The sequence below is a fragment of the Bacillus sp. LQ01 genome, from assembly GCF_057624735.1.
Window position 1 is genome coordinate 2,116,703 of the sequence record NZ_JBYEZL010000001.1, and the last position, 20,259, is coordinate 2,136,961.

Consider the following 20,259-nt stretch of genomic DNA (forward strand, 5'->3'; position numbering starts at 1 on the left):
TATTGAAGAGAAAAGCGAACGCTTCAAGTACATGATGCCTTACAATCTTCATTAACCGCCCTTCAAGAAGCAGAACTAGATCAACTAAGTCCTTCTCTACCAGTTTGGCAACAATATATGAATATCCTTTTGCATGATGCTTATCATACAGGACAAATTATACAGCTTCGGAAACTTCAAGGTTCATGGCCAACTCACCGTTCTTATTTATAAAGTGAAATTTTAATCAGCTCTTACCAATCGGGATTTTGCGGGCAGCCCATCCCCACTTCACTTCTTTGCTTTCCCTGAATTTTGAGGTAAAAGTCTTACTGCCCGTTAATCCGGGATAAACGATGTTTAAAATCGCATACGTTTAATATCTAACAAAACAATTGAAAACAACTAATTGTTCGATAATTACTGCGATTGCTCAAAATAAAGCAAATTAAAATACATTGATTCCTAACATAACTTACATGCTTCATAACTTCTAATCATAATCCAAATTTGGAAGAATAGATGCTTTTTTATATAGAAATAATAAGCCTCAAGGAGTTGTTGACATGCATTTCATATTGAATATGTTAGGGATTTTCGTTGTCATATTAATCGTTTTCTTATGTTCGCCTAATAAAAAACATATAAAATGGAGACCAATTGTAATTCTCATCCTATTGGAGCTTTTTATTACATGGTTTATGTTAGGCACAAAGCTCGGCAGTATTATCATTAATAAAATTGCGTCATTTTTCAGTTGGCTACTAGCATGTGCGAATGAAGGTATTCGATTTGCATTTCCTTCAGCTATGGAAAGTCAGCACATTGATTTCTTCTTTAGTGCGTTACTTCCTATCATTTTTGTTATTACTTTTTTCGATATTCTATCTTATTTCGGAATCTTAACTTGGATTATTGATAAAGTAGGTGCAGTTATTTCAAAGATTTCTCGTTTACCAAAATTAGAAAGTTTCTTTTCGATTCAAATGATGTTTTTAGGAAACACCGAAGCACTTGCGGTTGTTCGTGATCAATTATCTGTGTTAAAAGAAAATCGATTATTAACTTTTGGAATTATGAGTATGAGTAGCGTTAGCGGATCCATTCTTGGCGCTTATTTATCAATGGTGCCAGCAACATATATTTTCAGCGCCATTCCATTAAATTGTATTAACGCATTAATTTTAGCCAATGTATTAAATCCTGTGGAAGTTTCGAAAGAAGAAGACGTTGTTTACACACCTTCAAAACATGAAAAAAAGGATTTCTTTTCTACTATTTCAAACAGTATGTTAGTTGGGATGAATATGGTTATCGTTATTTTAGCTATGGTAATTGGTTATGTAGCTTTAACAGCATGTTTAAATGGGATTTTAGGATTTTTTGTAACGGGGTTAACAATTCAAAAAATCTTCTCCATTATCTTTAGTCCTTTTGCATTTTTACTCGGTTTATCAGGCAGTGATGCTATGTATGTAGCTGAATTAATGGGGATCAAAATAACGACGAATGAATTTGTTGCAATGATGGATTTAAAATCAAACTTAAAGTCGTTACAACCGCATACGGTTGCGGTTGCAACGACATTTCTAGCTTCTTTTGCTAACTTTAGTACAGTAGGTATGATTTACGGAACTTACAATTCATTATTTGGCGGAGAAAAATCATCAGTCATCGGTAAAAATGTTTGGAAGCTTCTTGTTAGCGGGATGGCTGTTTCTTTATTAAGTGCTATGCTCGTTGGGCTATTTGTATGGTAAATAATTTTTATAATAAAAGACACCCAAGCCAATTGAGTGTCTTTTATTATTATTTTCGAATTTGCCCATTTCCACGAATCACATATTTTGTAGAAGTTAATGCTGGAAGCCCCATTGGTCCTCTTACGTGTAACTTTTGTGTACTGATACCAATTTCCGCTCCGAATCCAAATTCGGATCCATCTGTAAAACGAGTCGATGCATTATGATAAAGTGCCGCGGCATCTACAGAAGTAAAAAACTTGCTGACGTTTTCCTCGTTTTCAGTAATAATCGCTTCAGAATGCATAGATCCATACGTATTTATATGATGAATCGCTTCTTCAACAGTGGAAACCACTTTCACTGCTAGTGTGAGAGATAAAAACTCAGTTTCCCAGTCTTCTTCTGTCGCAAGTAAGATAGAAGGATCAATCGCCACTGCTTTATTATCACCACGTAGCTCCACTCCTCTTTCCTTCAAGGAAGAAAACAACTCGCTACCATATTGCTCTGCCCAATTCTCATGAAGTACAATCGTCTCAATTGCATTACATACAGATGGACGCTGCGTTTTTGCGTTTATAATAATATTAAACGCCATTTGTTTATCTGCTGTTTCATCAATGAATATATGACAATTTCCCGCACCTGTTTCAAGTACTGGAACAGACGCTTCTCTCACTACTGTATCAATTAATTGTTTACCGCCTCTTGGTATAAGAACATCCAAGTACTCGTTCAATGTAAACAACTGTTTTGCACTATCTCTCGTTGTATCTTCTATGAGCTGTACACTTTCTGAAGGCAAGCTAGTTTGCTTAAGCGCCCGGTGAATAACGCTAACGATAGCTTTGTTAGAATGTATAGCAGAAGAACTACCACGTAGTATTACTGCGTTTCCTGTTTTTAAACAAATTGTAGCAGCATCAACAGTTACATTCGGTCTTGCCTCATAAATCATTCCGACAACACCAAGTGGTACGCGCATCTCCTGAATAGATAGTCCATTTGGTCGTTCCCATGCACTTACACATTCTCCAATAGGATCACGTAATTCAATTAACTGCTTAATACCCTCTGTCATATCAACAATTCGTTGTTCATTCAGCAAAAGGCGATCAAGGAGTGAATGAGAAAATCCTTTCTCCTTACCTTCTTCAATATCCCGTTTGTTTTCTTCTAAAATATAAGCTGTTTCTACTATCAGCTGATTAGCAATTGCAGCAAGTGCTTCATTTTTTTGATCTGTAGTTTTAAGCACAAGTTCTCTAGCAACCTCTTTTGCTTTTATCCCCTTTGCTAACACTTCATTCATTTTTATTTCCTCCTTTTTAAAGTGAAACCCAATGATCCCTATGGATGACTTCATAACTATGTCTCTCGCCTCTTACTTGAATATCTTGGCTTTGCATACCTTTTACATCTCTTAGTTCCTCTGCACTATATGTGCATTGTCCTTTTCCTATTACGCGCCCTTGTTGCGTTACAACCTCTACAACTTCACCCACTTGGAAAAATCCTGATACATTCGTAACACCAGCTGGAAGTAAACTCTTCCCATGCTGAATGATGGCAGTAGCTGCCCCAGCATCTACTTCAATTTGTCCGCTAACAAGCGAATGCAAGGCAATCCATTGCTTGTTCATCTTCATTTCTTTTTGAGGAGCATTACCAACATACGTTCCATCACCCTTACCCTTCAAAACATCTACAAACTTTTCCTGTCCACGTCCTGTTCCGATAAATACACTCACACCAAGAGAGAGTGCTGTCTTTGCAGCATCGATTTTTGATTTCATACCGCCAGTCCCAAGTTTTGAGCCTGCATCTCCTGCAAGAGAAGAAATTTCTTCCGTAACTTCAGGAAGAAAATAATATTTTTTTGCATCCGCATTTTTCTGAGGATTTTTGTCATATAACCCGTTCACATCCGTAAAGATCATAAGCATATCCGCCGAAACAAGCCCGCTTACTAAAGCTGACAGCATATCATTATCACCGAACGTTAGCTCCTCTAAAGAGATGGAATCATTTTCATTAATAATTGGAAGAGCGGAACGGTTTAATAATTCTCCTAACGTAGCGTAAGCATTACTATATTGTTCTTTTCTAGAAAAATCACTTCTCGTCAGCAAAAGTTGCGCAGTAACGATGCCATATTTACGGAATTCCTCCGTGTACGCCTGCATTAACAAACTTTGTCCGACAGCTGCTGCAGCCTGTTTCCCTTTAATCGTTACAGGTCTGCTAGGATATCCTAGCGCTGAAAAACCTGCAGCGACGGCTCCAGATGTAATTAACACAACCTCGTGCCCATCTTCTTTCAACCGAGCCAATGCGGCAACGTGATCTGAAAGCTGTTCTGTAGAGATGCCTCCATGACTATCTGCCAAGGAACTACTCCCAATCTTTACAACAATTCGTTGTTTTTTCACTTTTTTATCCCCCAAGTCTAAAATCAAAGTTTTTTTATAAATTACACTTCATTCACTTTGTAACTATATCTATTCTCATCAATGCTGCACTGAAGTATTTAAGAGCAAAATAAAAATGACCGCTTCGCCCTTAATAAAATAAAAAGGACGAAACGGTCATTGTTCCGCGGTACCACCTTAATTGATATACATAGATATCCACTTGGTGCCTATAACGCAGGCGAACGCCTAAACTTTCATTTAAGACTCAGGGATAGGTTCGATATATTCTATACGAGGAATCTTTCAGCCGGTGAATTCCACTCTCTTTCGCAAGAAGACATATGTACTAATTCCCTTCAACGATTTTCAATCTAATTTTTTTATATTATGCGATATAGTTCGATTCGGTGTCAAGAGGTATTTTTAAAAATAAATAGAGCCACAAGTTATTTGTATGAAATTATCGCCCTACTGAATGAAAATACAAAATGATATAAGTTTAACTCATATTCATAAACATAAAACCTTACATTATAGTGTATATATTTACATAATGTCGAATATAATTAATTTTTGTCTTTTAGTGTTGCAAAAAGGAATATATTCTCTTAGAATGTTTCTTTATATTGCACAGGGATGTTATTCTTATTCTAAGAAAATAATATCAAACCGATATAATTGATTATAAAAGGAGCAAGATTGAGTTATTATGGATAAACAAATTGGATTCATCGGTTGCGGAAATATGGGAATGGCTATGATTGGCGGAATGATAAACAAAAATATAGTGTCTTCAAATCAAATTATTTGTTCAGATTTAAACACTGCTAATTTAAAAAATGCTAGTGAAAAATATGGGCTAACTACAACTACCGACAACAATAAAGTAGCTAAAAATGCTGATATTTTAATTTTATCAATCAAACCAGACCTATATTCATCAATAATTAATGAAATAAAAGAAGTAATCAAAAACGATGCTATCATCGTTACGATCGCTGCTGGAAAAAGTATTGAAAGTACTGAAAATGCCTTTAATAAAAAAGTAAAGGTTGTAAGAGTAATGCCTAATACTCCTGCTCTTGTTGGAGAAGGAATGTCTGCATTATGCCCTAATGAAATGGTGACAGAAAAAGATTTAGAAGATGTACTAAACATTTTCAATAGTTTTGGTCAAACAGAGATCGTAAGTGAAAAATTAATGGATGTTGTCACATCCGTAAGTGGTTCTTCACCAGCTTATGTATATATGATTATAGAAGCGATGGCAGATGCTGCTGTACTAGATGGTATGCCAAGAAATCAAGCATATAAATTCGCTGCTCAAGCTGTGTTAGGCTCTGCAAAAATGGTACTAGAAACAGGAATACATCCAGGTGAATTGAAAGATATGGTTTGTTCTCCTGGCGGAACGACAATAGAAGCTGTAGCAACATTAGAGGAAAAAGGATTACGAACAGCGATTATTTCAGCTATGCAGCGTTGTACGCAAAAGTCTGTTGAACTATCTGGTCAAACTAAAAAATAAAACTATAAAAGAGATTACGTTAGCTATGAATTCACATAATTTTAATTAAAAATTCACTACATGATAAACGGCCAAACTCATATAAAATTGAGCTTGGCCGTTCTACTTTTTAATTATATTAAAATAATTTGATTTGACTCTTCTTTAAAGGTTCTGTTTTATCCCTTACCTATTCCCTACTATGATTGTGTAATTTTATTAGAAACTAATAATTTTTCAATGCATTTCGGTAACATATCTAATAGTGTTTCAAATGCGTAGTTTACATCTAGACGTTCTGTCCATTGATGTGCATCTTTTCCTACCGGTCCCATATTTAATACTGGAACATCAAACTCTTCTAATTCCTGAAGCGGAATTGAATAGCCTCTATCCCATAATGGCATATTGTCTACAAGCGAACTCATTGAATCCAGTGGATACTGCAAGCCTACATAGCTTAAATCTGAAATCCCCCCAAAATAATTTTGGTTTTCAAATGTAATTTTATGATTGTAATGTGCGTACTTTTCCATTTCTACAACTACCTCTTTTATTAAAGGATTGTTGCGTGAACTCACAGCTGGATAGTACGGCGGAGCGAAGAAAAGTACAATCATCGGTGCCTTTTCTTTACATAAAATCGCTAATTTATCTACTAAATCAATCGTTACCGCACGATCATCTTTATCTCCTCTATTTTTTATAATATTAGATTGAATATGATCTATTTTTTCTCGTCCATGTTGCTCAATTGCATATGTGATAAGCTCTTCATAAGTTAATACATTTACTTTGAGATTAGGTGGTATAAATGGATTATATTTAGAAAAACGATATGCATGTTTTTCATACGACTCTTCTATTTTCTCTGCTACTTTTGTTACTTTTTGACGTAACAATGAAACTACATCTGTCATTGATTTTTCTAATAAAAACAAATTAAATAATGTGACTGCACGATGCGGAATTTGTACAGAATAATCCTCTTTTAAGTCCCTTTGAAGTAAGTTAGTTGGCGGCGGACTCGCTTCCCCTTCTACAATATCACAAAGGTCTGTGTTTAACTCTAAGTCTGCTGTTATTAATGAAGCCATATAAATCCCATTTAACCCTGCAAAAGGTTCACCTACATGTGTCTCTTTTCCGTAGCAAAGAAAACCAGGTAACACTTTACCAATAGAGCCAGTGTAAATATACTTATTTTGGTCACCAGGATGTCTTGAAAACATAGGCTCTGAGTTTAAGACCGTTTTATAATCTAAATTATGCTCTCTTGCTAAATCTAATAGTCTCGGAACAGCGGCCCTCATCCCTACAGAATTCACTTCTTCATCTGGTACAGCCAATAAAAGAACATTCCCATCGAATCTTCCTTCACATGCTTGTTCAATCATTGCCATTTGTAATGCGAGGCCGCATTTCATGTCCATTGTTCCTCTACCAAACAGCCAATCTCCATGTTCTATATCTTCACGTACATGGTCTGGAAGTTCATCTTTATGAGAATAAAACATAGATGTTAACTTTTTAGGATTAAATGCATCTTCTTTCCACACTCCGTAATCTTGTACATCTACAACATCAAAGTGACTTACTAGAATTACAGTATTTTTTGTACTATCGCTTTTCTTTACTAGTGCTGTAACAAAATATCGTCCGTCCCCCGTCGGATTTTTTTGCACATGGTGCGGGTTTTCTTTGAAGTACTGTAAATCAGATAATTGCTCCACAACAAAGTCTGGCAATATCACTTCAGCCTCTGTACCTGTAATACTAGGAATTTCAACAAGACTGCTTAATAATTGAATCAATTGTTCTTTTGATTGCCACTTTGACATATAAATCCCCCTATTTTTCCGCATTATGAAAACGAATTCCAATATATGAATAAAAAATGACGACAGCTATCAAAATTATAGTTCTGATGTACTGCCGATTTTTATTGATATTTCATGAGCTGCTTGTTTTACCTTGCTAATAAGAAAAGATAGTCGATCATCATTAATACGATGACTAATTAACCCAACACTTAATGCTCCTACTACTTTATGATTAAATCCGATAATAGGTGCAGCTACTGAAGCTGTCCCTTCTGTTTTTTCACCATAACTGACAGCATATCCTTCATTTTTTATTTGCTTTATTTGATTAAGAAGAATTTGCATTTGTTCTGGTAATGAAGGAAGTAAATACTCTACAATATGTTCCATTTCATTCGTTTTCATATTGGCAAGCATCGTTTTATTTGCAGCACCAATTGAAAGTGGAATTTGTTCTCCTAGATTATCGATAACCCGAATTTTTAAAGGACTATCAATTCTTTCAATGATAATAGAATGCGTTCCGTTTGGAATATTCAAATAGACACTTTCTTCCACTTCAGCAGCCAAACGTTTCATCACTTCTCTTGCAACAGATCTGTAGTCTACCTTCTCCAATTGACGCAACCCTATTTCCATCCACATTGGTCCAATTTTGTACTGTTTTGTCTCTGTAATTTGTGTAACTAACCCATGCTCCATTAGAGAGTTAAGTAATCTATGTACTGTACTAACCGGGAGATGTGTTCCATCAGCTATATCAGAAATAGCCCAATACTCTTTTTCATTTGTAGAATTCAATAATTTAATAATACTTATCGCTCGATCAATGGACTGTACCATAACTCGCCTCAACTTTACTCGTAATATGTTAGTATGCTTAATTAACTATCAATTTAGCAAACATTCGAAATGAAATCAATCTATTTATTTAATTTTCTAACAATAAAAATATATCACTAACAACGAATTGAAAACGCAAACAAAAAAATATTGACTTTTCTTTTTAATTATCTGAAAATTATAACAAGATTTCACATCACGGAATACATTCCATAATACGGAAAAACATCAAACTTTATTCTATCAACTACGAAAGTGAGGAAAACAATGGCGCAAGTAAACAATACAAACAATGAATTAAAACGTACGATGAAAAGTAGACACTTATTTATGATTGCACTCGGTGGTGTGATTGGAACGGGGTTATTTAACGGATCTGGCTTTATTATAAGTCAAGCTGGACCTGGTGGATCCGTACTTGCCTTTATGGCCGGTGGATTATTAATGTATTTCGTTATGCTATGTCTTGGTGAACTCGCTGTAGCCATGCCTGTTTCGGGTTCTTTCCAGGAATATGCCACTAAATTCATCAATCCTGCAACTGGCTTTACAATCGGATGGTTGTATTGGTTAAGCTGGGCGAATACGACCGGTCTTGAATTTACAACTGCCGGTATTACAATGCAGCGCTGGTTTCCTGATATTCCTGTTTGGGTTTGGTGTTTAATATTTGGCGTTACAATCTTTACTATTAACGCATTATCTGCTCGTAGTTATGCAGAAACAGAATTTTGGTTTTCAAGTATAAAAGTATCTGCCATTATAGCTTTTATAATTCTTGGTGGCGCCGCTATGTTCGGCTTTATTGATTTAAAAGGCGACGAACCAGCTCCACTTCTTTCAAATTTCGTAAATCATGGTGGTTTATTTCCGAATGGACTTGCAGCTATTCTATTAACAATGGTTACAGTCAATTATTCCTTCCAAGGTACAGAGCTTGTCGGAATCGCAGCAGGTGAAAGTGAAGATCCAGCAAAAACTTTACCTCGTTCTATTAGAAATATTATATGGCGCACAATGTTTTTCTTCGTCTTAGCAATCTTTGTTCTTGTTGCTTTAATTCCTTGGGAAGAAGCAGGACTCACAAAGAGCCCATTCGTTGCTGTTTTTGATAATATCGGTATTCCATATGCAGCTGATATTATGAACTTTGTTATTCTTACTGCTGTTCTTTCTGTTGCAAACTCAGGACTATACGCTGCTACTCGAATGCTTTGGTCTTTATCAAAAAACGAAATGGCTCCAGCATTTTTAAAGAAATTATCATCACGTGGGATTCCTCTCAACGCTTTAATCATGACAATAGCTATTTCTGCTTTTTCTCTTTTAACAAGCGTCGTAGCTGCTGAAACGGTTTACTTATGGTTAATTTCCATTTCTGGAGTCATAACAATTATTGTTTGGATGTCAATTTGTGTTTCTCAATTCTTTTTCCGCAAACACTATTTAGCTGAAGGTGGAAAATTAGACGACTTGAAGTTCAGAACTCCACTCTATCCCCTTGTACCAATTCTTGGTTTTGGATTGTATGGCATTATATTAGTAAGTCTTATCTTTATCCCAGATCAAAGACTAGGCATTTATTGTACTGTACCATTTATCATCTTTTGCTATACTTACTATCACTTTAAAGTTAAGAAAAGAATTGCAACTAACACTCAAAGTGAAACTAAAATTAGCGAAACTTCGTAATATTGTACGATACAAAAAAGACAACACGTGGCGTTTCACTTCATGTGTTGTCTTTTTTTATTATTTAAATATGAGTTCACCTGAATTTAATGGATTTTTCTCTTCTCCTACAAAAGTAGTAAAATTTTCATTTGAACTTGCTACCTCAGTTGGATTTATCGTATTTCAATTTCGATATAATAATAAATAGGTATATCAGATATAGCTGTACATTATTAGAATTACATTCATTACTCAACTGGTAGTTACCAAGAAAGAAAGGAATGATCATAATGATACAGAACATATACGAGACTCATTTACATGTAAGAAATTTAGAAAAAGCGATAAATTTCTATCAAAACAAGCTAGGATTAACGTTAGCAAGAAAACTCTCCAAAAGAAGAGTGGCTTTCTTTTGGGTCGGAGAAAATAAAAAACAAATGCTTGGACTATGGGAAGTAAATAATATCGAAGACTTTAAGCTGAGACATTTTGCTTTTGGTGTAAATTTAGAGTTTTTAATGACTTCTAAAGCGTGGTTAGAGGAGCGTGGAATAGAAGTGATAGGAAGTCAAGGAAAAGGAAATCAAGAGCCAATTGTCCAAAGGTGGATGCCCGCTGCAAGTGTATACTTTCTAGATTGTGATAGAAATAAATTAGAATTCATTTCTATGTTACATGACAATCCAGATGAATTAGAATATGCATCCTATTTAAGTGTATGGAATGCGGAACACCAAGAAAAATGAATGAAATTTCCGTTCAAGTCTTTTCTAATTTTTTAGATATACTGTTGTACGATCCCCCTTTTGCTATTAATTTTCGTCGGATTTATGAACAGTTATCGTAATGGAACATTCATGATAACTCCACTTGTTAACATAATGCATTTATTGTCATCTTGTATTTGTACTTACGTACTAGCAATTCCTAATCTGCTTCCATTACAATTTGAAACATTTAATTTTTCTTCTTATCTGGCATCTAATCTTTAAACAAAAACTCCCCTTAAATCGAAAATGATTAAGGGGAATTTTATATACGATGCAATTATAGTTCAGATTTCACCCGAACAGAAACATTATTTTTAATTATATTTTTGACATCTTTAAAGCTAACAAAATTGTTACTTTTCTCATCCCAAAGACGGAAACGGAGTGAACGCAAGCTTGTAGCAAGCGTAATTGTTGGTACATTTTTTAAAGGAAGAGTATTGTTGTGTGCCTCTTCTAGTTTATAGTTAGGTACTCTTGGACTTAAATGGTGAACATGATGAAATCCAATATTACCCGTTAGAAATTGCAAAATTTTTGGAAGTTTATAAAAAGAACTTCCCTCCACTGCCGCTTTCACATATTCCCATTCTTTATCTTCTTCAAAATAAGAATCCTCGAATGTGTGCTGTACGTAAAACAGCCAAATCCCTATTGAACCTGCTATTAAAAATATAGAACCATGTACTAAAAGAAACGATTGCCATCCAATTGCCCAGCAAAGCATTCCTACAATAGCAACGATTAAAATATTCGTTAAATAAGTGTTCATACGTTCTTTTTTTCTAGCACCTTTTCGGTTAAATCTATTTTTAAGCAAGAAAACATAAATCGGGCCTAACCCAAACATAACGAATGGATTGCGATATAAACGATATGCTAAACGGAGTCTAAATGGTGCTGCTACATATTCATCTACTGTAAGCGTCCAAATATCCCCTGTACCCCTCTTATCCAAATTACCACTCGTAGCGTGGTGAATAGAATGCTCATGCCCCCACTGATCAAATGGGAATAATGTTAAAACACCCATACACGTTCCAACTATTCTATTTGCACGTCGACTTTTAAAGAATGAATAATGGGTACAATCATGAAAAATAATGAAAATCCTTGTCATAAATCCAGCGGCTAACAGTGCTGGAACTAATGTTAACCAATAAGAAACTGACAAACTTTTATAAGCAAGGTACCATAAAATAATAAATGGCACGATTGTGTTGATCAGTTGCCAAACACTTTTTTTAATCGTTGATTTTTCAAAAGGAGCAACTTGTTTTTTTAAATTTTTAGTATTTTCTAAGGTCATTGTTCTAATTCCTTTCCTTTTTGTTGCTAATTCATATTATAGCACACTATTAGTATCAGGTGTTAAAAGTAGCTATAATAAATATTTTATACTATGAAAATCTCTTTTTTCTTACTCATTACTTACAAATTTCTTACGTCCAAAATAGCTTCTATAATTGGACAGACGGAGCATTTTATGTATCAAAGAAACTTCATATTTTTCCAATAAATACATAAAAAACAGCGAGTTTTTTCACAAGAAGAAAAAAGCTGCAATCAGTCAGTTTCACCGACTTATCGCAGCTTCTCTTCTTTTTACCTTATTTTATCGATGAAGCCAAACTGCACCTGCAGACTTGTCTTCAGCTTGGCCTACCACTTCAAACTTCAGTCCTAGCTTCGGTAACTTACGTCCTGCATCAGGAATAACGCTGTTGATGTATTGCTTAGAATCATCAAATTTTGCCACTCCTGGTAATCCTTTATAATCAAAGATACCGCGTGTTGGTGAATTTACTTTCCATGCTGGTGTTTGATCAAATGAGAATGCCGCATCGGCAATTTGATAACGCGTACTGCTCTTCACAGTAGGTTGTCCGTTTAATGTCCCTACAATTGCCTCTGGATGAGAATCTACTACTCCTAAGAACCCTTCACCTGGATGAACGCCTACCCAGTTATCTGTAAAGCTTTGATCCGCATACCATACAACCATTCCTGTATTAAATACTGGGCCACGTGCATATTGTAACGCAGTGTCAGAACCAGCGTAATTTCTCCACTCTACATAGTAATTATGTTTTTTCTGTTCAAATCCGTTAGACACAGTAAAGCCTTTTAACGTCATTGCAGGCTGACCTTCTGCATCATCAGAGAAAACAACTTTTCCATCTACAGTTAAGGCTGCATTATCTAACGCAAATCCTTTATAAGCTACTGCAATATCTGTTAAGTACTCAAATTGCAGTTTTACTTTTTTTCCTTTGAATTGGCTTAAATCGTATGATTTATCAACCCACTTACCATCAGTTGTATCCGCGCCGCCTTTTATATCTTTTTCGCCCATTCTATCAATGCGTGTCTTCGTTCCATCTTCTGCAATCGCATATACGTCAAGGAAATCATACTTCGCTTCAAGTTCGTAAAATGCCTTATAATCGAACTTAGCATCCTTTGCATTTGTTAAGTCAAATACTGGTGTCTCAAGTGTTGTATGAATGTCATTTCCTTTTGTACTGTAATAGAACTTCTTACCAAACGCTGATTCGATATTTTTTATATCTTTGTCCGGCAAGTTAACACGAACAATTCCAGGTCGTTTAGATTTTGTAGTACTTTGATCTACATATGTTGCAACACCGATTCCTTTGCTAAGTTTGTCATAATCTACTTCAAGAATATTCGCCCAGTTCCCCTTCATATTCTTTTGGAAAAACTCTTTATTTTGTGGCGAGAAACTCGTTGGCTCTGTTCCTGCAATTTTTCCAGCCCAGCTACCACCACTCATAATAGACCATGACTCAACAGGTTCACCTTGTCCTGAGTACTTTGTATCATATTCATCTGGTAAGCCTAAATCATGGCCATACTCATGTGCAAACACACCAACTGCTCCGTCTTCAGGCTCGATTGTATAATCATATGCAGCCATCTTTCCGCCCCAGTTCGAAACAGAAGATTTCGTGCCATCAATTGCATATGGTTTTGAACCTAATTTTGAACGATGTGACCAAATCGCATCATCTTTCAATTTACCGCCGCCAGCTTCTTGACCAACACCAGCATGTACAACCATTAAATGATCAATAATGCCGTCTGGCTCGTTTTTATTTCCATTACCATTTTGATCGTACTGATCATATTGATCAAAGTCTGCTAAATTTATCCCTTTTGCTACCGCTGCTTTTAATGCTTCTTTCACAAGATCTTTTGGTCCTAAAGGTCCCTTGTTATCATGACCAGTACCCGCATCAGCACCATAATCTGATGCTTTTCCTGGAACAGTAAGCCATTCTGTTACAGTCCCATCAACTGTATAGCTACCACCAGATTGTTCTTCATAATATTGCTTAAATGTGTTAATCTTCGATCCATCAAATAAAGTAAATGGTTCATCACCAAATAACATTTTTTGATAATGTTCACGATTAAAGTCCTTAGAATACATGTATCCTGGCTCTTGATCAATATTGTTATGTTTAAAATCGCTAAATTCTACAAGTAAAACAAGTACTTTATCTTTTCGAACAGCTCCATTGTATTCTTCTTGCTTCGCTGATGTAGTAGGTACTTTTCCATTTAATTTCCCAGGGTTCAATGCTGCACCTTGTCCAGCTACTGGGCCTACTTCAGGCTGCTGCGCCTGTTCATTTTCCCTCATTTTTGCATCTTTTACTTTTTTCATAAAGTCAGAGGCTTCTTGCGTAAGACTATCTCCTGTTAAGATTTCTTTCCCAGGGTTTTCCCCTTTCTTTTTCTCAACATATTTTTCGACAGCCTTTGAAGTCTCAGCTTGTGATGCAGATTGATCAATTACCCCCCGTTGTTTTAGCGCTTCAGCCAAACGCTCCTCCGGTATTAAGTGCTCATCTATTGGTAGAGATGATGTTGGTGTCTCAGCATACGCTGCGTGACCTCCAAAAGCAAACGTACTACTTAGTACTGCTGCTGTTGTTAATACCGCTAATGGTTTTAATTTCTTTTTCTTTTTCAATGTATTTCCTCCCCAGTGTCTGCAAATTATCGTTTTTTGCCGATAACAACATAATATTCGTTATAATACGAATATTCAATCTTTTTTCAACAAATAAAATGTTGAGAAATATTTTTTTATGCAGGGTGAAATACATAAGATATAAAAACAAACAGACTCTCCTATAAATAACAGTGAACTTTTATATGTTCTTAGTTACAATCAAAATCCAGTAAATCTGGGATTCATGCTTTTTTAATAAAAATAAGAATTAAATATTTTCTATACTATTTAATCTATGGATTACCATATTACTCACTATTCTCATTATTACAAGCTAATAGTGGTTCGTACATCATTATAGCGTGATTCTCTGTTACATATTGATCTTCTATTAACTGTTTCTGTTGATTATATACTTTACGTTGAATCACATTATGTCGTATATAACCGCCCCAGTATGCAGGTTGAATTGAGTGTTCTTTCTCATACACTTCATATTGATAAAGTTGCGGATAGACTGTTCTCCATTCACCAACTAAATGTTCATCTGTCATATAAAGGTGAAGTTGATACGGTTGGTCCGTTTCATTTTTAATTTGTAAATCCAAATAGTTATAGGAACAAGTCGCCCCACTCCCAAACGGTTGAGTGCGCCTAGAGTCAGGAAAGACATCAAAGCTATGACGATATCGTTCTGTTACTGTCAGTGGTGTATGTAAAGTCATCCAATATATTAAATTCGAAAGCTGACAAAGACCTCCTCCAATACCTGTTTGAAAAGATCCGTAATGTAATACCATACCTTCTACATACCCTTTTTTCCTCGTTGGCTTACCTATTAAACGCCAGTAAGAAAATGTTTCTCCCGGTCTAATGACGATACCATTTAGTTTTTTAACAGCAATTTTCAAATTAACAACCTTATTCTGTTGATACCACATATCTACATTTTTGAGCCTACGAAGTAATATCGTTCGGTGCTGAATTGCTGTACAAGGTAGCTTTTCTTGTTGGAACCTTTTTGCATATGTTTTTCCGTCTGCCAACCACTGAATGTACCTCTTTGTAGAGTAATACCACTTCCCTAGCATAATGCGATACTTAGACCGCTGTTTAGGACGTAAGTGCACTATATTCATTTTATTCCCTCTCTCTTTCTTCAAGTAAATTCTAATATATTTCTAATTCAATAAACTACAGTTTTCTTAGCTGCATAATAATTTCCGCAAAAAAACAATAAATTTACTCTAGTGGAGATTTTATTTTGATGATTGCTTTATAATTATATAAAACTGAGCTTCAATACAATAAATTGAAATAAACATATTATAAATATAACGGATAACCTTAAATAAAAAATAATGAACATTAAAGAAATTCTAAAGTATTAATATATTTTTCGTAAATATTAATTGATAACTCATTAGACTTTACTATATGTATAACTTCTTATTCTACAAAACGAAATTTTTTAATGTAAGAAAAAAATATAATTTCCCTTTAACATTTATACAAGCCTCATATGGAAAAATTCACAAAACAATTCGAACACTTATATTTAGAATAAACACAAAAAATTGCCACCAGTTAACTTAACTGGTTGGCAATTTTTTAACGAGAATGCTTTACAAATAGTTGAATTGCTTCTTCTGGTACATAGCACTTTCCATTACTCTCTACAATAATACTTCTTAATTCATACCCTTTACCATTGATACGAATTATATTTTTGTTACCAAATAATTGTGCTTCTACTTTATTATGTTTTACTACGAGTAACGGGTTTGCTCCTTCGGTTTTGTCGGCTGTTACAGTTGCACCGATTTTCTTAAAGCCTTGTTCACTCTCTAAAAATATTTTATTCGTTACTTCTTCTAAGTTAAAGCCCATCGCTTTCGCCATCGTCTTCGCAATGTCTGTATTTTGGATTAAGCCTTCTGGTTTTTGAGGTCCATAAGAATGTAAGAATACATCCTCACCTGTATGTCCTCCTGTCGTAAAGCCGATATTTGCACGATTAGCCAATAATGTAGTAAAAATTCGTCCTACATCCATTTTCTTTTTTGCCACTTTTAATTGTTCTTTTTCATCATGAGTTAGATTATCCAAACCGTATAGTTTAGCTACATCTTCTACATTTGATAAATCAGATTTCAGTTTATTTATAGTTCCTTCAAGTGTCATTTTCGCCTTTTTCAATGGATCGATGTATACAGAAACCGGTGTAGTATTGTATCCTTTTGTCGTATTCCTATTCCCTATAGAGATGCCGCTGTTACCATGATCAGTTAAAGCGATGAGCATCGTATCCCCATCTTTCTTCGCAAATTGTAACGCCTTTGCTACCGCTTCATCAAATGCTAATACATCACTAATCATCCCAATTGGATCATTAGCATGAGCTGCCCAATCAGGCTTACTACCTTCTACGAATAAAAAGAAGCCATCTTTATCTTTTGATAATGTTTGAATTGCTTTTTCTGTCATTTGAGAAAGTGTTGGTTGTTCTGGATTTGTTGCTATACGATCCATATCAAACGCAAGAGCATGATGTGAGAAAGAGCCCCAAATTTTATTAGATTTGGAGTTCAATAACGCATCTTTCGTTTCAACGAAATCGTATCCTTTGTCTTGAATCACCTTTACTAAATTTTCACCATCTTTTCGGATTCCATTACTTTTCATAGGTAACAGCGCCGCTTTTCCCCCGCCTAATACGACATCTATATTTTGATATACTTGCTGCTTCGCAATTACGTCAAAATGTTTGCGATTGACATGGTGAGCAGAGAATCCGGCCGGAGTAGCATGCTGAATTTCAGATGTAGCAACAATGCCAGTTGCACGACCAGTACATTTTGCGCCTTCTAATACGTTTGCGACCGGCCGTAACTTTTCTTCTTCTTTTATTGGCTGTAAGCTAGGCGAACTTACAATAGAAGGTAATATACCTACATATCCTGAATTCGATTTATTTCCAGTTGCTAAAGCTGTTGCTGCTGGCGCTGAGTCTGTAATAGCTGATTCCGCCGAAAACGTACGAACACCTCCTGTTACAATTTGATCTAACGTAAGCGGTGCCCCTTTATACCAGCGAGCCAATGTTGTCGCCGTTGAACTCGTTCCGTCCATAACCATCATAATTATATTTTTAGGCTGGTGTTCTACTTTTTTCACCTTAGCTTTGGCCGCATGATAATTCATCATACTTTCCGTACTTAATACGCTTACTATTATAGCTCCCACTAATAGTAACTTTTTCATCTTCACACCATAATTCAACATGATTGTTCCTCCATAAACTTTGCATTCATTTCAATACACCTTATTTCCTTTTCCATACCAAAACCTACATATGTTTTATTAGTTCCCAATTCTCATAAAGCTAACAATAGTTACTTTCTCTTTCTTTAATTAAATATCGATATGTATCATTTATCTTATAAAAAAGATTTAACATCCTTTTCATTAATTACTTGTTTAACAATAAATCCTCGATTAAAAGAAATAAAATTTTATTGTTAAACAATAAATTTCATGTTAAATTAATAAGATATTAAATAAATGAGGTGCTTTTTATGAAACAAGGATCCACACTCTTTTTAAAGACCGTTGTAATTCTAATCGGAATCCCCGTTCTTGCTATGTGCATTTTTTTAGTCCCTAAAATAGGAAATTTTGCCGCAGAATTATATCCATATATTGCATATATTAAATATCTTGTATTTATCAATTTATACGCAACAGCAATACCTTATTACTTCGCACTGTACCAAACATTTAAGCTTTTAAACTATATTGATAAAAATAACGCATTCTCAGAGCTATCTGTTCAAGCTTTAAAAAATATTAAGTACAGCGCATTGGCAATTAGTGTATTATATGTATTAGGTATGCCACTTTTTTATCTCGTGGCAGAGAGAGATGATGCCCCTGGCATTATTATTATCGGAATGATTATGATTTTTTCTTCAATGGTAATCGCGGTCTTTGCTGCCGTTCTCCAAAGACTATTAAAAGATGCTATAGATATAAAATCAGAAAATGATTTAACGGTCTGAGGTGAATAATATGGCAATTATTATTAATATTGATGTAATGTTAGCAAAAAGAAAAATGAGTGTAACAGAACTTTCGGAGAAGGTTGGAATTACAATGGCTAACCTTTCTATCTTGAAAAATGGAAAAGCAAAAGCAGTCCGTTTTTCAACTTTAGAAGCAATATGTAAAGCATTAGAATGCCAACCGGGTGATATTTTAGAATATCAACCTGAAGATACCGAGTAAAAAGAGTCCTTCATACGAGAAGGACTCTTTTTATTACACATTACGGCGCAAAACTAATTTGACCAGTAAACAATAGGATAATTGCTATGATCCAAAATATAAAAAATGATGAGGACAGTATTAATGAAAGAATAGCAATTCCCTTCTTCTCTGTTCTTTTCGTCATTGTGATTATTGAAAGCATGATACCTACACCTGTAAGGGCAATTGTAATATAATCCCCAACTATATTACCTGCATTGGCTATCCTTGTTGGCGTTATAAAAACGAATAGAAAACACAGAATGCCGATGAGTAAAGATACATAGCTTATTATACTGTACTTCTTTTTAGGAACTATTTCAGTTTTCATACTAACCCCACCCCTTCTATATAGCTATGAGTTCATATTAACATGAATAACCATAATTTAGTTAAAATAAACTGGCCACTTCCTTAATAAAGATGGACGATTATCCTTTAATCTCTAGTAATTATTATATACAGAAAATAAAGTGAAACTTTAATCAGTGGAGGTTTTGTTCACCCTCCACTGATTATTAGTTGAAGCAATCAGGCTGCCCGTTAATGCGGAATAAAATGAAAGAGTTCTAAAAAATAAAGACTGTACCTTTAAAATAAAAGATTCAGTCTTTATTAATAACTTCTTTTATAAAGAAAACTCTCTATCACTCACTACCTTAAAAAACTCCGAGTAATGTGATAAAGAATAATCCGCTACATCACAATTACCTTGAAACATACATGTTGAAATACCTAATTCTTTTGCAGGTAATAAATCTAATTCTCTATCTCCAATAGCTAAATCAATATTATGCTTTTTATGTAAATGATTATAAGCTAAAGAGTTGGGCTTTCGGGGAAAGCCATCGTCAATTGTAACCATATCTACAAAGTATTTTTCCCAGCCGTAATATTTTAAAATGTCCATAACTCCTGCCCTATGTTTATGGGTCATAATCACATTTTTATCTGCAAATTTCAAAACCTCTTCGACACCTGCAAAAGGTTTCATATCTTTTGGCGTGAATTTTCCCTTCAAAACTTTAATCTTTTCTTCCTGCTCGCATGAAATATTATAATACTGAATTGCATGAGAGTATGATATTTTTAAGTTTTTGTATATTTCTTGTTTTTCTACTGAGTCACCTAATATTTCAGAAAGCATTATTGTATATGCAGGATACGTATCAAATAACGTCCCATCAAAATCCCATAAAATATTCATT

General features: G+C 34.8%; 16 protein-coding genes, 1 pseudogene and 1 other annotated feature. Of the genes and pseudogenes, 7 read left to right on the top strand and 10 right to left on the bottom strand.

All coding sequences use genetic code 11. The features are described 5' to 3' along the window. Window positions 1-12: 12 nt before the first annotated feature. A pseudogene (locus tag AC22L0_RS11110) lies at window positions 13-213 on the top strand (DinB family protein); the annotation flags it as partial. A 332-nt stretch (window positions 214-545) separates the two neighbouring features. After that, on the top strand, window positions 546-1,739 hold the full coding sequence (locus AC22L0_RS11115; protein ID WP_000545484.1) for a NupC/NupG family nucleoside CNT transporter: 1,194 nt from the start codon (window positions 546-548) through the stop codon (window positions 1,737-1,739). Window positions 1,740-1,788: 49 nt separating this feature from the next. Here the strand turns inward: AC22L0_RS11115 and AC22L0_RS11120 are convergent, their stop codons facing one another. Both AC22L0_RS11120 and proB read right to left on the bottom strand, forming a co-directional pair. Continuing rightward, window positions 1,789-3,036: a glutamate-5-semialdehyde dehydrogenase gene (locus AC22L0_RS11120; RefSeq protein WP_001006620.1), complete on the bottom strand. Its 1,248-nt coding sequence runs from the start codon at window positions 3,034-3,036 to the stop codon at window positions 1,789-1,791. A 16-nt stretch (window positions 3,037-3,052) separates the two neighbouring features. Next, window positions 3,053-4,156 (bottom strand): glutamate 5-kinase, encoded by a 1,104-nt coding sequence (gene proB / locus AC22L0_RS11125; protein WP_000744736.1) that lies wholly within the window; start codon window positions 4,154-4,156, stop codon window positions 3,053-3,055. Window positions 4,157-4,296: 140 nt separating this feature from the next. Beyond that, window positions 4,297-4,507: a binding site (T-box leader), on the bottom strand. 340 nt (window positions 4,508-4,847) lie between these two features. On the opposite strand from proB, the gene proC reads away from it, so the two are divergent. Further along, window positions 4,848-5,666, top strand: coding sequence for a pyrroline-5-carboxylate reductase (proC, locus tag AC22L0_RS11130; RefSeq protein WP_000360729.1), 819 nt, complete (start codon window positions 4,848-4,850; stop codon window positions 5,664-5,666). Window positions 5,667-5,845: 179 nt separating this feature from the next. Here proC and AC22L0_RS11135 read toward each other — a convergent pair whose 3' ends face one another. Next, complete coding sequence (locus tag AC22L0_RS11135; RefSeq protein WP_139894539.1) at window positions 5,846-7,510, bottom strand: M20/M25/M40 family metallo-hydrolase; 1,665 nt, start codon at window positions 7,508-7,510, stop codon at window positions 5,846-5,848. Window positions 7,511-7,561: 51 nt separating this feature from the next. After that, a complete protein-coding gene (locus AC22L0_RS11140) occupies window positions 7,562-8,311 on the bottom strand; it encodes an IclR family transcriptional regulator (protein WP_087966978.1) in 750 nt (249 codons plus the stop codon). Between the two features lie 267 nt (window positions 8,312-8,578). Between AC22L0_RS11140 and AC22L0_RS11145 the strand changes: the two genes are divergently transcribed. After that, the gene (locus AC22L0_RS11145; protein WP_000079967.1) at window positions 8,579-10,003 is read left to right on the top strand and encodes an amino acid permease; all 1,425 of its coding nucleotides are present in this window, start codon (window positions 8,579-8,581) and stop codon (window positions 10,001-10,003) included. 272 nt (window positions 10,004-10,275) lie between these two features. Continuing rightward, the gene (locus tag AC22L0_RS11150; protein WP_087966976.1) at window positions 10,276-10,734 is read left to right on the top strand and encodes a VOC family protein; all 459 of its coding nucleotides are present in this window, start codon (window positions 10,276-10,278) and stop codon (window positions 10,732-10,734) included. Window positions 10,735-11,035: 301 nt separating this feature from the next. On the opposite strand, the gene desA is transcribed toward AC22L0_RS11150, so the two are convergent. The 4 genes from desA to AC22L0_RS11170 form a co-directional block, all read right to left on the bottom strand. Then, window positions 11,036-12,067: a Delta(5) desaturase DesA gene (gene desA / locus AC22L0_RS11155; RefSeq protein ID WP_000171499.1), complete on the bottom strand. Its 1,032-nt coding sequence runs from the start codon at window positions 12,065-12,067 to the stop codon at window positions 11,036-11,038. A gap of 306 nt (window positions 12,068-12,373) precedes the next feature. Beyond that, the gene (locus AC22L0_RS11160; protein ID WP_000727451.1) at window positions 12,374-14,761 is read right to left on the bottom strand and encodes an immune inhibitor A domain-containing protein; all 2,388 of its coding nucleotides are present in this window, start codon (window positions 14,759-14,761) and stop codon (window positions 12,374-12,376) included. A 290-nt stretch (window positions 14,762-15,051) separates the two neighbouring features. Next, complete coding sequence (locus tag AC22L0_RS11165; RefSeq protein ID WP_087966974.1) at window positions 15,052-15,882, bottom strand: VanW family protein; 831 nt, start codon at window positions 15,880-15,882, stop codon at window positions 15,052-15,054. 472 nt (window positions 15,883-16,354) lie between these two features. Continuing rightward, window positions 16,355-18,028 (bottom strand): alkaline phosphatase, encoded by a 1,674-nt coding sequence (locus AC22L0_RS11170; protein WP_087966971.1) that lies wholly within the window; start codon window positions 18,026-18,028, stop codon window positions 16,355-16,357. Window positions 18,029-18,321: 293 nt separating this feature from the next. Between AC22L0_RS11170 and AC22L0_RS11175 the strand changes: the two genes are divergently transcribed. Together AC22L0_RS11175 and AC22L0_RS11180 are read left to right on the top strand one after the other, a co-directional pair. Then, the gene (locus AC22L0_RS11175; RefSeq protein ID WP_487272265.1) at window positions 18,322-18,804 is read left to right on the top strand and encodes a DUF2975 domain-containing protein; all 483 of its coding nucleotides are present in this window, start codon (window positions 18,322-18,324) and stop codon (window positions 18,802-18,804) included. 10 nt (window positions 18,805-18,814) lie between these two features. After that, the gene (locus AC22L0_RS11180; RefSeq protein ID WP_000974619.1) at window positions 18,815-19,030 is read left to right on the top strand and encodes a helix-turn-helix domain-containing protein; all 216 of its coding nucleotides are present in this window, start codon (window positions 18,815-18,817) and stop codon (window positions 19,028-19,030) included. Between the two features lie 40 nt (window positions 19,031-19,070). On the opposite strand, the gene AC22L0_RS11185 is transcribed toward AC22L0_RS11180, so the two are convergent. Together AC22L0_RS11185 and AC22L0_RS11190 are read right to left on the bottom strand one after the other, a co-directional pair. Then, complete coding sequence (locus AC22L0_RS11185; RefSeq protein WP_000845560.1) at window positions 19,071-19,382, bottom strand: hypothetical protein; 312 nt, start codon at window positions 19,380-19,382, stop codon at window positions 19,071-19,073. A gap of 297 nt (window positions 19,383-19,679) precedes the next feature. Continuing rightward, window positions 19,680-20,258 carry an HAD-IA family hydrolase gene (locus tag AC22L0_RS11190; protein WP_001024221.1) on the bottom strand — a complete coding sequence of 193 codons (579 nt, stop codon included), beginning with the start codon at window positions 20,256-20,258 and terminating at the stop codon, window positions 19,680-19,682. Between the last annotated feature and the right edge of the window lies 1 nt (window position 20,259).

Coding starts and splice junctions, on each gene's coding strand:
- AC22L0_RS11115 (WP_000545484.1), top strand. CDS start 546: ATGCATTTCATATTGAATATGTTAGGGATTTTCGTTGTCATATTAATC.
- AC22L0_RS11120 (WP_001006620.1), bottom strand. CDS start 3,036: ATGAATGAAGTGTTAGCAAAGGGGATAAAAGCAAAAGAGGTTGCTAGA.
- proC (WP_000360729.1), top strand. CDS start 4,848: ATGGATAAACAAATTGGATTCATCGGTTGCGGAAATATGGGAATGGCT.
- AC22L0_RS11135 (WP_139894539.1), bottom strand. CDS start 7,510: ATGCGGAAAAATAGGGGGATTTATATGTCAAAGTGGCAATCAAAAGAA.
- AC22L0_RS11140 (WP_087966978.1), bottom strand. CDS start 8,311: ATGGTACAGTCCATTGATCGAGCGATAAGTATTATTAAATTATTGAAT.
- AC22L0_RS11145 (WP_000079967.1), top strand. CDS start 8,579: ATGGCGCAAGTAAACAATACAAACAATGAATTAAAACGTACGATGAAA.
- AC22L0_RS11150 (WP_087966976.1), top strand. CDS start 10,276: ATGATACAGAACATATACGAGACTCATTTACATGTAAGAAATTTAGAA.
- desA (WP_000171499.1), bottom strand. CDS start 12,067: ATGACCTTAGAAAATACTAAAAATTTAAAAAAACAAGTTGCTCCTTTT.
- AC22L0_RS11165 (WP_087966974.1), bottom strand. CDS start 15,882: ATGAATATAGTGCACTTACGTCCTAAACAGCGGTCTAAGTATCGCATT.
- AC22L0_RS11170 (WP_087966971.1), bottom strand. CDS start 18,028: ATGTTGAATTATGGTGTGAAGATGAAAAAGTTACTATTAGTGGGAGCT.
- AC22L0_RS11175 (WP_487272265.1), top strand. CDS start 18,322: ATGAAACAAGGATCCACACTCTTTTTAAAGACCGTTGTAATTCTAATC.
- AC22L0_RS11180 (WP_000974619.1), top strand. CDS start 18,815: ATGGCAATTATTATTAATATTGATGTAATGTTAGCAAAAAGAAAAATG.
- AC22L0_RS11185 (WP_000845560.1), bottom strand. CDS start 19,382: ATGAAAACTGAAATAGTTCCTAAAAAGAAGTACAGTATAATAAGCTAT.
- AC22L0_RS11190 (WP_001024221.1), bottom strand. CDS start 20,258: ATGAATATTTTATGGGATTTTGATGGGACGTTATTTGATACGTATCCT.